A 15546-nucleotide genomic window follows, 5' to 3' on the forward strand; every position below is an offset into this window, starting at 1 on the left:
TATATGGAGTATTATAATCACAAGCGAATGAAGGCAAAATTAAAAGACCTGAGCCCGGTTGAATACCGAACGCAGATCTTAGAAGCTGCTTAAATAATTTGTCTAACTTTATTGGGTCAGTTCATTTGGCAGGTCTTTTTGTTGTAGTTTAAGAAAAAGAAATCAAATTTTATTAAATGTGAGAAAAAAAGTGGATTTATTACGTTGTATATAGTGTGAGGGATTTTACAAAAAGTAAGGAGACAAATCGTATGAAATCTACCGACCATAATTTTATTAAGCGGCTTAAACGTCAAAAAGAAGATGCTCTAGAATATGCAGTTGATAAATATTTACCGTTAGTTAAGGGCATTACCTATAAAGTATTGTCACCATTAGGAAACCCTGGTCTAGTTGATGAGTGTATAAATGATGTTTTTTTAACTATTTGGCATCACGCAAATCAGTTTGAAGGGGACACGGATGATTTTCGAAAATGGCTCTGTGTGGTCACAAAATTTAAAGCAATTGATACCTATCGGATAGCAAATAAACGTGTTGAAGTTGAAATAGTCGGTACGAATGATTTAGATGTAGGTAGTAGTCCTTCTGTAGAAAACGAAGTTCTCGTTACTGAACATAAAAATGAACTATTAAAGTTAATGTGTGGGTTTGAAGAGATTGACCGAGATATTTTTATGATGAAATTTTTCTTGGACATGACAAGTGAGGAAATTGCAAAGAATATTGGTTTAACGAAAGCCGCAGTCGATAACCGCATTTACCGTGGAAAGAAAAGACTAAAACAACAACGGACTATTAATAACTTAGGGGGGATTTTTGCATGAAAGATATCTTTGAACATTTAAATAATCTAAAGCTGGATGATAAAGATTTTGAAGAAATGGAAGTAAATGAAGTCGAAAAGGCACGAGTAAAGGCAAAATTAAAGCAATCAATTGAAAAGAACCAGTCACATCAGTTGAGAAAACAGTCAGCTAGAAAAAAATGGGGTTATGGCATTGGGGCAGCAGTTATGGCTTTTGGATTGTTAGTCGCATCTGCGACGGTGTCTCCAACAATGGCACAGGTCGTCTCTTCTATACCATTAATTGGTCAAATATATAAGAACTTAGGCGATATCGGATTGAAAAATGTTTCGGAAGCAGGGTTGAGTGAGTTTTCCGGGGAATCTAAAACAATCAACGGGATTACGATAACACTCGGGGAAATCTATTACGATGATGCCCGGGTAACAGCCAGCTTTTCCGTCGATTCTGAAAAACCTTTAACGTCGGATTATTTTAACATTAAACATAATTATAAAGGTGGAATGCCTTTATCGAATTATGGACTTACAACGGATGAAAGTTCACCAACAAATTGGACTGGAATTCTAAATATTAATTACTATAGTTTTAACCCTGATACACTTGAATTGGGTATAACTTTTGAAGGTAAGCAAGAGGAGTTATTTGAATTTAGGAAGGAAGTAGTTAAAGCACAGTATGAAAATAAGATTGATATTGCAAAATCTCAACAAATAGATAACTTGAAATACGAGATACATGATATTAAATGGGGTACTCCTGGCGTTCTCTTTACGTATGATGCCCAATATAAGGAAGAAAATTATGGAAGAGACGTTAAACTTGAATTTGAGGTGGTCGATTCTTCTAACAAACGATTAAAGGAGATTAGTTGGAAGTACGGTAAGCAATTATTTGAACCGGTCGAAAATGGTGTCACTGAATTAACAATCACCCCTTATGCTAAATTTGATATTCAAAGAGGAGATGGAGATATAGAATGGAAGGAATATAAGTTGGAGCCCTTTAAAATATCGATTCCGTAAATAGAGTTTGTATGAAAGTAAATTAAAGGAATTATCTCCAGTAGAGTTGGAAGGCTTTAATAAATGTGTTTTGTACATTGAGGACAATGACAAAGGGGGGAGTGGCTTTTACTACTCTATTTTTAAAAATAGATAAGAAAGTATCTAATTTTTTGTTCAATGCAGCAGGGTACCAAAAGAAGGAAGGCAATAATTAAGGGGGGAGATACTTGAAAGATAACGACCTTCTTATAATACTTAATAGAATTTCAAACATTGAACAAGGTAAAAGAGTTATTCTTGGAATAGATGGTTTAAGTCGTTCTGGAAAAACAACATTTGTAAAAAAAGTTGAACATCATCTTCAAAAATTAAACATATCTGTCTATATTTTTCATATAGACGACTACATTGTTGAGAGAAAAAAGCGGTACGACACTGATTATGAAGAGTGGTATGAATATTACTATTTGCAATGGGATGTAGAGTTGTTAAAAGACAGCTTGTTCAAAGAACTGAAGGTGTCCAAGGAACTACACTTGCTAAATTATGATTATTACTCTGATAGACAAAAATTACAGGTAGTGAAAATACCTGATACTTGCCTCATTATAATTGAAGGAGTGTTTCTGCAAAGAAGTGAGTGGAGAACTTTTTTTGATTATATGATTTACTTGGATTGTCCAAAAGATAAAAGATTCAAACGTGAAAGTGATGTAACACAAAATAACATTAAAAAATTAGAAGAGAGATACTGGAAAGCAGAAGATTATTATATAGGGACAGTATCACCTAAGAAACAAGCCAATTTAGTTATCCTGAATTGAACTAAAATCATCTGTTTTAGATAACGAACACTTAAAGTAACAGGTGCTTTAGTTAACCATGACCATCATTTTCGATGGTCTATTTTTATGTCAAAAACATTAATTTGATATTGGTGTTCCATTGTGAAATGTTACACTTAAACTAACGAAGCAGTTGTGCGGCCGAGCCTAGGTCGTATCATATAGCGGGTGGGATTCCCGTCGAGAAAGAACTAGCCATTCACTCGTAGCGAGTCTTGGAGGGCTAATGGTAACATTAGCCTTTAAGCGTAGACAGTTAGGTGGCGGGCCGAAAGCCAAATGGTTGAAGGGATTGAGCTCCATAATGTTAGTAAATCGAGAGGGCTGATGCCTTAACTGCGGTAGAAAGCTACATTTTATTCTTCGATAAAGGCAAGAAGAATAAAACCTCTCTGGGGTCAGAGACCTTGGCACGTCACACATGGATATGATACGGCAACTCGGGAGACCCTACCGGTCTCTTCTAATAGAAGAGTATGGTGTACAAGTGATAATAAGCAAGGAAACCAAATGCCGTTGTAGGGAGTCGGATAGCAGCGTAGTACCAATGAAGTTGGGTAATGCCGATGGAGGAAAGGCTGCTACCAAGTTATCACCCTTACTAGGGACACATTTACTACACTCGGAGGTAGGAATATTAAATGGAAACAAAACTATTAAGGATAGCAGAATTAGCAAAATCTGATCCTAAAATGAAATTTACATCTATTGTCCATTTACTAAATAAGCAATCTCTAGTTCAGTGTCATCTTGAATTACCTAATAAGAAGGCTACTGGGATTAATGGCACAACTAAAGAGCAATACAGTGAAACACTAGAGGAAAATATAGAGGATTTAGTAAGTAGGCTTAAAAGTAAAAGTTATCATCCTGTTCCCGTAAGGAGAATGTATATTCCGAAGCTTAACTCCAACAAGAAAAGACCATTGGGGATACCGGAACATGAAGATAAGATTGTACAGAAAGGCATTACAAAAATACTAAATGCCATCTATGAAAATGATTTTCTAGATTGCTCTTTTGGGTTCCGCCCAAATCGTAACTGCCACGATGCTTTGAAAATATTAAATCATTATATTGAAAAGAAATCAGTAAATTATATAGTAGATGTAGATATTAAAGGATTCTTTGACAACGTTGACCACATATGGATGATGGAGTTCTTAAAACTGCGAATCGCTGACCCTAACTTACTAAGAATAATAGGTAGGTTTCTTAAAGGTGGATACATGGAGGAAGGAAAGAAATACAAGACAGATAAAGGCACACCGCAAGGTGGAGTCATATCTCCGGTCCTTGCCAATCTATACCTCCATTATGTCCTGGACCTGTGGTTTGAGAAGGAAGTTAGAAAACAGTGTAAAGGAGAAGCATACATAGTTCGTTATGCAGATGACTTTGTTTGTTGCTTCCAATATAAGAGCGAAGCTCAGGAATTCTTTCAATCATTAAAGCTGAGATTACAGAAGTTTAACTTAGAAATAGCGGAGGATAAAACCAAAATTATTCCCTTCGGGAGATTTGCGGAGAAAGATGCAAAACTAAAGGGAAATGGAAAACCTGACACCTTTGATTTCCTAGGTTTTACACACTACTGTGGAAAGAGTAAATCTGGATACTTTCGTGTGAAACGGAAATCAAGCAGGAAAAAGCTACAAGGTAAACTTAAGGAATCGAAGGAATGGATAAAGAAGAACCGAAACAATGATATTCATATGATTATGGATAGATTTAAACGCTCGCTTGTAGGTTATTACAACTACTATTGCATCACAGATAACACTCCAAGTGTTCAACAATTTAAAGACAAAATCCAATACTTACTGTTTAAATGGCTCAACAGAAGAAGTCAAAGAAAATCCTTTACTTGGGATAAATTCAATCTCTTTCTTCATAAATATCCGTTACCTTCACCAAGAATAAAGGTGAATATATACGACTTAAGAAAAGAGATTAGCTATATTTTGTGAATGAAGACTTGGAGGAGCCGTGTGCGTGAATAGCGCAAGCACGGTTCTGTGAGGGGGGAAGAACACAATCTACCGCAAGGTAGAGAGGTTCTCTTCTACTCGACTAGTTGAAGAAGAGGTATGTATAGTCAGTTGTTAATCAGAGGGCGGGATTTGGATATTATCGAAACTTAAAAAAGGGAGGATGTCGTAAATTGGACAGAAAACATAGTAATTACGAAGTACAGATTATAGGCAAACCGCTACGCTGCCCCCACTGCGATAGTGCTATTTTTAGTCATCGGGAAGTATATCTTGATATAGTGTCACCAAATGTTGATGTGGACCCGTTTAATGAAGATCCTCCGGAGCAATTGGTACTACAGTCTTTCACTTGCAACGACTGTTATAATATCCAGCAGTTCCAACAACTGACGAAAGGTATGGAAACGAATATCGTTTGCAAACAGGTAGATTAGATATGGCAAAAGATTTAAACCTTGAGGAAAGTCACATCGCTATTTTGGACCGACCTATTAATTGTCTTTTCTGCGAGCATGATGTATTTATTCCATATGTGACGTACAAAAATGAGGTAGAACCCGAGATGTATGCCGGCATCCAAGCAAACTATACGGCAGTTTGTACGCATTGCGGCAGTGCGATACAGTTTGGAGAAATGAGTAACGTCCATGTTAATCCCATAATAACTGAGGCAAAATTGCAGGCGCAAAAAAGGTGCTTGCTCCTAGCTCTACAGATTCTCGTACAAGAGAAAAAAATAGATGATACCGTGCTTACCTTAGCCGAGGAAGAACAGTATTTTAAAGTAATGGTATTATTGAAGTCAAGAACGAATCAAGTTGAAGAAATGCCGGCTCTAAGCTGTTTAGCGATAGCGCTAAGTCAGTTATCGACGCACAATATCGTCGACGCTATGCAAGTACACCGCATCATACTGGATGAAAGCTATCCGGGTATTGAGCCATTTTTAAAACAGTTTATAAAATGAAAAAGTACTGTTGGTTCAAAGCGAGTTATAGTGTGATGAAATCACACTTAGAACTTAGAATTACATTCTAATTTTAAATAAAAGTTTTTAGAATACATGTCAAAATAGAATCTCAAATTTTAAAAATATAATGTTGTTTAACTAACGGGTGCTTTAGTCAACCACAATCCGGGCTTTCCCGGAAAACTAGGAAAGTGTCTTTGTCTTTATAGGACATGGTGTTATGGAACGTTACATTCATTAGGAGGAGGCATTGTTATGGAAATATACTGGGTTAACGGACAATATCAAGAAGATGAACGGATTTTTGATTCTCAGTTTGAAGTTTATGAATGGACGGACTCATTATATCAAGATTTCTCAAATGGCTTTTTGAGAAAAGAAAATATCGGTTATGCAACTCCTGATGTAAAGGTAATTGATTGTTTAACGGAACTAATACCACAATGGGCCGGATACACGAATGTAAATGTTACAATGCATAGAGATAAGATTGGGGTAGAAGGTAAAGATATATATAGAATTTGGACATCGTATAGTAGATAAAGTTATTCCACAATCGGGCACGATTATGGAAGATTACCTTTCTGTTTCTTCTTCCACTAACGGTTGCTTTAGTAAAGTGCTTGTTCATCTAAAACGGCAGGTTAGTAGAAGAAGAAAAAGGATTTTTTGTATTTAACACGAAAATAAATAGGTGAGATATGGAAGCAAAATATTGTCGATTTTGAAGATGCAGATTCGTTGTATGTACAAAGAGGTCAATTTTCACCTCTAAAAAAGAAGGAGGAAATTTTTTATGCTGTTTATGTTGATTGTCAAAGCCTCGAAGAATTCGGAAGCCGGAAACCTCCCGAGCCCCGATCTCATGGAAGCTATGGATCAGTACAATGAGGATTTAGTTAAGGCTGGCGTACGTGTTATGGCTAAAGGACTTCATCCAAGTTCAAATGGGATTCGCCTTGCGTTTCCAGGGGAAAAGCCGGTGGTTACGGATGGCCCATTTAAGGAAACGAAAGAATTGATTGCCGGGTTCATTCTGATTGATGTGAAGTCGAGAGAAGAAGCCATCGAGTGGGCCATGCGGATGCCGGACCCGCAAGGACATGGGGAAGGTCAGATTGAATTACGTCAAGTATTTTAAGTGTCGGAGCTTACCGAGGAACTTTTAAACAAGAACTGAAGCTAACTATTGGTTGGCGGCTTTTGTTTCTCATTCCACTAACGAGTGCTTTACTTCAAGAAGGAGTAAAGCCTTTTTTCTTATTGAACTAAAGCAGCAGGTTAGCGGAATAAGAGATATAATTATTATAGCTATACTCGTAGACAATTGATAAAGGAGAAATCGCATCTTATGTTTAGTTTTTTAAATATAGCAAAATTAAAAAAAGATGATTTAAAAGGCATTGCAAAATTAATGTATCGGGATGTATCAGATGATTCCTGGGATAAAGAGAACCTAACTAAAAGAAATTTAGACTTCACTATTGAGAGCATTCGTTATATTGATATGTATGCAAAAAGATTAATAAATACGGATTTTGGTACTGAACTATTAAATAAGCATTTTGATAATTTTGTGGTTCGAATAGGTGCGTATATTGGTGAGGTTATCAAAAATTATATTAATCAAGACTTTTACTGGTATGAGTCTGATTCTGTACGTAATTACTCTCCCAGTCTTGATGAAGAGTTAAGTGATAGCAAAACACAGAGTGTTCTTTATTCTAAAAAGAGGGATATGGTGATATTACCTTTGAATGTGGTATCGCAATTTTTGAAAGGGAACTCCCCATACAATGATCTCCTTACTTACGTAGAAGAAGTGATTAAGCAAAATACTTAAATAAGAAATGTTACTCAACAAACGGGTGCTTTACTTCAAGAAGGGGTAAAGCCTTTTTCTTATTGAACTAAAGCGGCAGTTTAGTTTAAGAAGGAAAAAATTAATTCTTGTTGAATAGTTCAGAATATAAATATAAAGAAGGTGAAATTAATGGAACTTAGATTGGAAAAAGCAATTGAAAATGATGCACAAGCTATTTTTGATATTCAGGTTAAAGCCTTTATGCCTTTGTTGAATAAGTATGAGGATTACGAAACAAACCCAGCAAATGAAACTATCGAAAGAGTAATATCGAGAATAAATCAACACAATGGTAGTTTTTATAAGATATTAGCTGACAATACCCTTGTGGGAGCTATCTGTATTTTTTGGAGAGAAGAAGTACAATTTTGGATTAGTCCGATGTTTATTTTGCCTACTCACCAAGGAAAAGGAATAGCTCAGAAGGTTATAAATTTAATTGAGTGTATGTTCCCTCAAGCAACCACGTGGGAATTAGCTACAATATTAGAGGAAGAACGAAATTGTTATTTATACGAAAAAATGGGTTATAGCAAAACAGGAATTAGCAAGAAATTAAACGATAACACAACCCTTATTTTTTATAAAAAGGTCTGTTAAAACACAAAACAGCTTATTAAGCTAACGGGTGCTTTAGTTTAATAAGAAAGTATTTAAACAAGGTGGATTGCATTACACTATAAATAGGTGAATTTCGATAAAGGTAGGAATGTGCATGTATAAAAAACTAAGTAATATAGATTTTAAATATTTTATTGGTCAGAAGGTTACTGAGGTCAACACAGAAAAGAACGTACCTTTAGGGATGACTTTTGATACGGCTGGTTTAATCATTGAATGCCCTTGGAGATTACTAGTTTCTAATGAGATTATGATTGGTTATACAGACTGTATCCAATCCTCCGACAAATTCTCGCATAAAAATGTTAAGGGGATTCTTATGGAAAAGAAAATAGTGAATATCTTACATTTTGAAAATATATCTGATTTAGTTGTGGAATTTGAAGGCAACATTTATCTTGAGTTGTTTCACGACAGTACTTATTTTGAAGGATGGACATTAAGTGGAGATAACGGGTTTTATTTATTCACATTACCTGGAGGTACTTATGATTTTAGTTGAACACTTCTTATTAAGCTAAAGGGTGCTTTAGTGAAATAAGAAATGCAATAAATTTGGATATAGCCAAGAAAAAGAACATGTATGAAGGTATGTGAACACTGTTGTTTTACATTCTTTTTCTTCTTTGTTTAACATCAAGTGAGGAATTAGTAGAAGAATTAACAGAACCAAAATTTAAGGTTATCACACAAAAACAGATGTTCAGTGAAAGTTCGAAAGATAAATTAATGGAATCCTTAAGAAGAATAGCTATATTGGATAATGAGAACAAGAAGATGAAAAACAATAATGCTCGTTTACTTGGAAAGTTGACTAACAGATAAGAAAACCCCTGTATCTTTTACCTACTAAGGATGATAATTGATACATGGGGTTTTATAATGGTTCTATATACTAGCCTAAAATGATATTTGTCAAACGGTTTACCGCAGTATGCAAAGTTTCTTTCCCCTCTACACATGCCATTGCAACCCCATAAATGCCCCAACTCCAAAATGTAGCAAGAAAATAATGTTCTTCCTTCACACCATGCTCTTTATCTAATAAAGCGTGCAGATTTTCCGTCAATCGTTGTTTAATTTCATAGTCCATTTTCGGTTTAAATTCTTTAACTGCTCGTTGACAATGTAGGGCTAAATTTGTTTGAGAACCCATAATAGCTTGTAGGGACATAATAATCGTTTGTTCATCGATGACTTCTTGTAATGCTACTTCTTTAAAAATTTCTTTCGTAAGAACTTCTCTTTGAATCACATCGATTAAATCGTATTTATCCATAAAATGATAGTAAAATGTTGAACGGTTAATCTCTGCTTCTTGTGTAATATCAGCAATGGAAATATCACTAAAATCTTTTTGTTTAATCAGTCTCATAAAACTATTCATGATATTTTGTCTTGTCCGTTGAACCCGTGGATCTAGTTTTTTCATTCGTACCTACCTCCTCAAAACAAAATTATTTTTTAACACTTGTTGGATTAAATGAATGACTCGATTATAACAGAAAAATTTTCAGAAAAAAATAAGCAATTCGTGGTCCATACAAAATGGACCACGAATTGCAATATAAAGATAATAAACGATTAGAATTTTTGTGCTAATTGCTTTGCTCGCTCGATGCCTTCTGCTTTAATTTCCTCTGCTTTTGTTGGCATTTTAGCTTGACCTTCAATAAATAGACCTTCGTATTCAGTAATACCCATGAAGTTCATGATATGTTTTAAGTATCTATCGCCTAGCTCTTCATCTGCTAAATGACCTACTGAATAAAAATCTCCACGAGCTTGAATGTGAAACACTTTTTTACCATGAAGTAAGCCTACAGCACCAGTTTCCGTATATCTAAACGTCTTACCAGGTACAGCTACAGCATCAATGTATGCTTTCACAACTGCTGGAAATGAGAAATTCCACATCGGCGTTACGAATATCATTTTATCCGCTGAAATAAATTGATCGAGAACTTCGTTTAGGCGACTAACTTTTGCTAATTCCTCAGTTGAAAGAGCATCCAATGGCTGTCCTGCACGAAGTTTTCCCCACCCACTGAAAACATCTGCATCTAAATTTGGAATATCGTCCTTAAATAAATCCACGGTTACAATTTCATCCATTGGGTTTGTTTCTTTATATGTTTCAATAAATGCCTTTCCTGCTGCCATACTAAACGAATGATTTTCATCATTTGGATTTGCTGTAATAAATAATACCTTAGTCATAATTATTCCCTCTATTTCTTTAAGATTTACAACAACTGTTGTGTGAATTAGTATAAAACGATTTATTAACTAAACAAACCAACAGTTTTATCGAATTGTTGCAAATCCAACATTCAGCTCGTATTGACTAAAAAAAGAATAATCTAAATAAAATTAAATCTCCTGTCATAAAAAAAGATTAGAGAAGATTAGATTCCTGACACGTAGGCCCAGACGGAAAAACAAGAAAGAAGAAATAACTCTTATTCAACTAACGTCGTGCTTTAGTAAAAAAATGGACATCAAAGTAAACGGAGCTTGGAGATACAATTCACAGCTCCGTTTTATTTGTAGTATTTTTTAAATCATCCTTTACCTTTAACATAGCCAAAATAAAAAACCCAGTCCATTGAACTGAGCAATACATTGCCTACGCAGTATTTAACTTTATAAGAAAATGGACCTCTATTATATTTAGCTATTTATTCAGATTCGGTGATCAGGATTCGCTTGGTTTTGTAACTATTTTTACAAGTGCAGTGGATGTTATAACAAACATGGCAATAGTATAAGTACCGGTGATTAAACTATTTGCCCCACTATAATAGAGAGCAAGCAAAACAGTAAGGGATAAGCTATTCAAAATAACAAATAACCTTATTTTATGAGTTCCTTTCACAATATTCCCTCCCATATATGCCCTTTTAAGACCATTTTATTTTTCTCTCATTTTATACTAATTTGGAAAAGATAAACATAGCTCACTTATTAAATAAGTTAGGTAGAACAACTTTCCATATATCATTTTCTTTTTTTAATTCCATTAAGGTTGTAGCTGTGAACCTGCCATAGGTAACCAATAATTCGACAAATAAGCCATTACTCTCTTCTTGTTTTACCTGGATTGAATCATAATATCTGAAATCTAAGGCTATTTCCATGTTGGATATGTTAAGGTGCTTATAATATTTATCTTTAAAATTGTCGAATTCCAATGACTCACCTTCCATATAAGCCAACGCATAGATAGCTTCGATATCATCAATAACTGCTGAATGAATATATATAAGTAAAATATTTTCTGGTGAAAAAACTTTTAAGTATTTTGTATCATATTCTTCCGCAAATTGTTTATAGGACTTTAATTCTTCTTCCGACAAGTTAGTTAAATAAGAAAACTGTTCTTCCGAGTCCACCATCTTTAATACTTTCTCATCCACTTTACTGATTACATGTTCCTTTTTTGTTTCATTTGTTTTTAAGGAATTACTAGGCGTACAACCAGTTATTAAGAATAATGAAGTTAAAAATGCAACGAGAGAAATATTAGATTTCAAATAAATTACTCCTTTCATGCACCCTTGTAAGCTATATATTCTGCATGTTCTTAATTATTCCTTCTTCTACAATAGTAGCCTTACTTTTCACGAGTTTCAAATAGCCTCTAGAGTTCGAAGTTCTAGTTTTTGTTGAATTGTCAAAACTTTTCTTATATAATGAATATGGGATAATGAATGGTCATTCATTCAAAAAGATGGGGGACGAGAATATGAGTTTAGTTTCACGTGTTCAACAGATTGCCAGTGAGCATCCAGAGAAGATTGCTTATAACTTTATGGGGAAAGATACTACATACGCAGCATTTGAACAATCAGTGGAGTTATTTGCAGGGGCTTTAAAGTCAATTGGTGTGGAAAAAGGGGATAATATAGGTTTTTTACTAGGTAACTCACCACACTTTTTAATTTCTTTATATGCCACTATGCGAATAGGTGCTACCGCTGTTCCGATAAACCCAATTTATTCGCCAGATGAAATCAGTTATATTGTAAAAAACAGCGACGCTAAAGTAATTATTGCTCTTGATGCATTATTACCATTAGTAGAGAAAGCTGCAGGGGTTTTCACTTCGGTTGAAAATTATATTATTTGTGAAACACAACCAGACACGGTTCAAAAACTAGCTGCTTTACCTGAAAACTTGAAGACAAAAGTGAAACCGTTTTCAGTAATGATTTCTTCAGCTGCTATGGGTACGTCTGCTGTGGAAACTGATCCAGATGATATAGCAGTAATCTTATATACTTCCGGAACAACTGGTCATCCAAAGGGTGCAATGTTAACATATAACAATATTTACTCCAATGCTCGAGATGTTGCAGAATACTTAAAGATTAATACAGAGGATCGCGTAATTACAACGTTACCTGTATTTCATGTGTTCGCTTTAACAGTTGTTGTGAATGCTCCATTATTAATGGGTGCAACGCTACTATTAATTCCAAGATTTAGCCCGCAAGAAGTGTTTCAAATTGCAAAAGAGCAACAAGCTACTGTATTTGCAGGTGTTCCAACAATGTATAATTTCTTGTATCAATTCCCTGAAGGAAATGCAGAAGATTTTTCCAGTATACGTTTAGCAATATCAGGAGGATCTTCTTTACCTGTAGCCCTGTTGCATAACTTTGAGGACAAGTTCAATGTTCGTATATCTGAAGGGTATGGATTGTCAGAGGCATCACCAGTTACATGCTTTAACCCAATTGACCGTGATCGCAAGCCTGGTTCAATCGGAACAAATATCATAAATGTGGAGAACAAAATCGTCAATGAGCTTGGGGAAGAAGTTTCAGTAGGTGAGGTAGGAGAGTTAATCGTTCGTGGACCTAACGTGATGAAAGGTTACTACAAAATGCCGGAAGAAACAGCAAGTGCCATTCGCGATGGGTGGTTATATACTGGGGATCTGGCTAGACAAGATGAGGAAGGTTATTTCTTTATCGTAGATCGCAAAAAGGATATGATTATCGTAGGTGGGTATAATGTCTATCCTCGTGAAGTGGAGGAAGTTTTGTTTGCACATCCAGGTATCGTTGAGGCAGCGGTTGTCGGAATCCCTGATCCAAACTTTGGAGAAGAAGTGCTTGCATTTGTTGTAAAAAAAGATCCTACATTAACAGCGCAACAACTGGAAGCATATTGTTTAGAAAAACTAGCAAAATATAAAGTGCCGAAGAAGATTGAATTCTTAGAGGAACTTCCGAAGAACACAACGGGTAAAATATTACGTCGTTCTTTAAAACCACAAACAGTTTAAGAGATAAATTTGTTCAAGCTCCTCATGTATCTATGAGGAGCTTTTTTTTATATAAACTTTTCATAGAAAATAGAAGGAAAAAGATTTCGGTTGTCGAAATAAATAGGGAGAGAAATTTAAATAGAGGGAGATATTAATAATGGCAAAACGAAAATTAGAAGCTACTGATTTATTTAAAATACAATCAATCACCAATCCAGTAATTTCACCGGACGGGAATGAGGCAGTTTTCATCCGTACGGAAATGCACAAAAAGGATAACAAGTACTATGCTTACTTATATCATGTGAAGATCGAAACGAGTGAGGTAACACAATGGACTCATGCAAAAGAAAAAGTATCCTCTCCGAAATGGTCTGCAGATGGTAAACAATTAGCATTTATATCGAATCGTGACGATAAAAACCAAATTTACATAATGTCGGCTAAAGGTGGAGAAGCAAAACAGCTGACGAAATTTGAAAAAGGTGTTTCGAGCTTTATATGGTCTCCTTGTAGTAAAAAGATTTGGTTCTCTGCATCTCTAAAAGATGGGAGAAGTTGGACAGACGAAGCTGAAGAGAAAGAAGACAAACTACCAGAAGCTTACGTGGTAGATAATATGAAGTACCATAATGATGGTGTAGGATTATTACCAAAAGATACTTACCGACAAATAGGGTCTATCGTTATAGCATCAGGGGAAATTAAAGCCTTCACCGAAGGTACATTTAATCATAGTCTACAAGCAATTTCTCATGATGGAAAAAAACTAGTAATGGGTGTTAATCGTGATGAAAGTCAAGATTTTTCATTCCATGAACCTATGTTATTAATCGATATAGAAACGAAAAAGGAATCAGTAATCATTGAAGAAGACGGACACTTTGGAGGAGCTACATTTTCATCGGATGACCAATATATCGCTTTTGGTGGAATGCTTCACACATTTAAAAATGCAACGCATGCAGAAGTATATGTATATGAAGTGAGTACTGGAAAACTCCAAATACTAACAGAAGGGATAGACGCGCCAGTAGGTGACTATGCAGGGGCGGATATTCAACAAGGAGCAAATGCACCTGATGTTGTTTGGACTAACCAGAATCACCTATATTTCCAGTTATCCACAATGGGAGACGTACGTCTGTATTTTGCATCTTTGGATGGAGAAATTTATCCAGCATCTCCAGAAAACGAGCATGTATATGGATACGATATCGCTAGAAATGGAACTTATGCTCTAGCGACAATAAGTAATACAATATTTCCCGGGGAATTATTTAAACTAAATTTGGCGACTGGTGAAAGAATTACAATCACTAACTTTAACGAAGAGTTGATAAACGAGGTAGAGCTTGTCGAACCAGAAGCCATTGTGTATAAGGGTCTTAACGATTGGGATGTACATGGTTGGCTTATGAAGCCAGCGGGCTATCAAGAAGGACAGAAGTATCCCCTTGTTGTGGAAATTCACGGTGGACCTCATACGATGTATGCAAATACGTTTTTCCATGAGCTTCAACTATTAGCAGCCCAAGGGTATGGAGTATTATATGTAAATCCACGTGGAAGTCACTCATATAGTCAACATTTCGTCGACGCTGTTCGTGGGGACTACGGTGGTGGCGACTATGAAGATATCATGGCTGGAGTAGACTATGTGTTGAAGGAAAACGACTGGGTTGATGAAAAACGTTTAGGAGTAACTGGTGGGAGCTATGGTGGATTTATGACTAACTGGATCGTCGGTCATACAAATCGATTTAATGCAGCTGTTACACAGCGTTCGATTTCTAATTGGATTAGTTTTTATGGAGTTTCTGATATTGGATACTATTTCACACCATGGCAAATTGGCACTGATATGACAAATATCGATAAACTATGGGATGCTTCTCCGCTTAAATATGCAGCTAATGTAGAGACACCTTTATTGATCTTGCATAGTGAAAATGACTATCGCTGTCCTATCGAACAAGGACAACAGCTATATATTACGCTAAAAGCTATGGGGAAAGAGACAAGTTTCGTTCGTTTCCCGCAATCTGATCATAATTTATCTCGAGTAGGGTTCCCAAATCTAAGACAAACACGACTAGACCAAATCACAAGCTGGTTTGCAAAATATCTTTGAAAATAGAGAAAACCCCTTCATTTC

18 protein-coding genes are annotated in these 15546 nt (G+C 35.5%); 14 read left to right on the forward strand and 4 right to left on the reverse strand.

The window, feature by feature from the left end; translation table 11 throughout:
• The 12 genes from BM260_RS12050 to BM260_RS12110 form a co-directional block, all read left to right on the forward strand.
• A partial coding sequence (locus BM260_RS12050) for an IS3 family transposase (RefSeq protein WP_139219922.1) occupies positions 1 to 93 on the forward strand: 93 nt, incomplete at its 5' end.
• Positions 94 to 251: 158 nt separating this feature from the next.
• Complete coding sequence (locus tag BM260_RS12055; RefSeq protein ID WP_093537606.1) at positions 252 to 827, forward strand: sigma-70 family RNA polymerase sigma factor; 576 nt, start codon at positions 252 to 254, stop codon at positions 825 to 827.
• Positions 824 to 1834: a DUF4179 domain-containing protein gene (locus tag BM260_RS12060; RefSeq protein ID WP_093537607.1), complete on the forward strand. Its 1011-nt coding sequence runs from the start codon at positions 824 to 826 to the stop codon at positions 1832 to 1834. Before BM260_RS12055 ends, BM260_RS12060 begins: the two co-directional genes overlap by 4 nt.
• Positions 1835 to 2043: 209 nt before the next feature.
• Positions 2044 to 2640 (forward strand): kinase, encoded by a 597-nt coding sequence (locus BM260_RS12065; protein ID WP_093537608.1) that lies wholly within the window; start codon positions 2044 to 2046, stop codon positions 2638 to 2640.
• 662 nt (positions 2641 to 3302) lie between these two features.
• Positions 3303 to 4631: a group II intron reverse transcriptase/maturase gene (gene ltrA / locus BM260_RS12070; protein ID WP_093537609.1), complete on the forward strand. Its 1329-nt coding sequence runs from the start codon at positions 3303 to 3305 to the stop codon at positions 4629 to 4631.
• Between the two features lie 460 nt (positions 4632 to 5091).
• Entirely contained in the window at positions 5092 to 5622 is a 531-nt protein-coding gene (locus BM260_RS12080) for a hypothetical protein (RefSeq protein ID WP_053589475.1), read from the forward strand.
• 258 nt (positions 5623 to 5880) lie between these two features.
• On the forward strand, positions 5881 to 6168 hold the full coding sequence (locus tag BM260_RS12085; RefSeq protein WP_093537610.1) for a hypothetical protein: 288 nt from the start codon (positions 5881 to 5883) through the stop codon (positions 6166 to 6168).
• A 253-nt stretch (positions 6169 to 6421) separates the two neighbouring features.
• Complete coding sequence (locus BM260_RS12090) at positions 6422 to 6766, forward strand: YciI family protein (RefSeq protein ID WP_093537611.1); 345 nt, start codon at positions 6422 to 6424, stop codon at positions 6764 to 6766.
• Positions 6767 to 6976: 210 nt separating this feature from the next.
• Positions 6977 to 7468: a hypothetical protein gene (locus BM260_RS12095; RefSeq protein ID WP_093537612.1), complete on the forward strand. Its 492-nt coding sequence runs from the start codon at positions 6977 to 6979 to the stop codon at positions 7466 to 7468.
• Positions 7469 to 7618: 150 nt separating this feature from the next.
• The gene (locus tag BM260_RS12100) at positions 7619 to 8089 is read left to right on the forward strand and encodes a GNAT family N-acetyltransferase (RefSeq protein WP_093537613.1); all 471 of its coding nucleotides are present in this window, start codon (positions 7619 to 7621) and stop codon (positions 8087 to 8089) included.
• 115 nt (positions 8090 to 8204) lie between these two features.
• Positions 8205 to 8612, forward strand: a complete 408-nt coding sequence (locus tag BM260_RS12105) for a hypothetical protein (protein WP_245762723.1) — start codon at positions 8205 to 8207, stop codon at positions 8610 to 8612.
• A 101-nt stretch (positions 8613 to 8713) separates the two neighbouring features.
• The gene (locus BM260_RS12110; protein WP_093537614.1) at positions 8714 to 8935 is read left to right on the forward strand and encodes a hypothetical protein; all 222 of its coding nucleotides are present in this window, start codon (positions 8714 to 8716) and stop codon (positions 8933 to 8935) included.
• A 70-nt stretch (positions 8936 to 9005) separates the two neighbouring features.
• Here BM260_RS12110 and BM260_RS12115 read toward each other — a convergent pair whose 3' ends face one another.
• From BM260_RS12115 to BM260_RS12130, 4 genes are all read right to left on the reverse strand, one after another.
• Positions 9006 to 9542, reverse strand: coding sequence for a TetR/AcrR family transcriptional regulator (locus tag BM260_RS12115; RefSeq protein ID WP_093537615.1), 537 nt, complete (start codon positions 9540 to 9542; stop codon positions 9006 to 9008).
• A 152-nt stretch (positions 9543 to 9694) separates the two neighbouring features.
• Positions 9695 to 10330 carry an FMN-dependent NADH-azoreductase gene (locus tag BM260_RS12120; RefSeq protein ID WP_093537616.1) on the reverse strand — a complete coding sequence of 212 codons (636 nt, stop codon included), beginning with the start codon at positions 10328 to 10330 and terminating at the stop codon, positions 9695 to 9697.
• Between the two features lie 478 nt (positions 10331 to 10808).
• A complete protein-coding gene (locus BM260_RS12125; RefSeq protein ID WP_093537617.1) occupies positions 10809 to 10988 on the reverse strand; it encodes a hypothetical protein in 180 nt (59 codons plus the stop codon).
• 82 nt (positions 10989 to 11070) lie between these two features.
• On the reverse strand, positions 11071 to 11646 hold the full coding sequence (locus BM260_RS12130) for a hypothetical protein (protein ID WP_093537618.1): 576 nt from the start codon (positions 11644 to 11646) through the stop codon (positions 11071 to 11073).
• A 212-nt stretch (positions 11647 to 11858) separates the two neighbouring features.
• On the opposite strand from BM260_RS12130, the gene BM260_RS12135 reads away from it, so the two are divergent.
• Entirely contained in the window at positions 11859 to 13406 is a 1548-nt protein-coding gene (locus BM260_RS12135) for a fatty acid--CoA ligase family protein (RefSeq protein ID WP_093537619.1), read from the forward strand.
• A gap of 139 nt (positions 13407 to 13545) precedes the next feature.
• The gene (locus BM260_RS12140; protein WP_093537620.1) at positions 13546 to 15522 is read left to right on the forward strand and encodes a S9 family peptidase; all 1977 of its coding nucleotides are present in this window, start codon (positions 13546 to 13548) and stop codon (positions 15520 to 15522) included.
• Positions 15523 to 15546: the final 24 nt, after the last annotated feature.

Origin of the sequence: Psychrobacillus psychrotolerans, from assembly GCF_900115805.1 — a bacterium.
Lineage (GTDB): Bacteria > Bacillota > Bacilli > Bacillales_A > Planococcaceae > Psychrobacillus > Psychrobacillus psychrotolerans.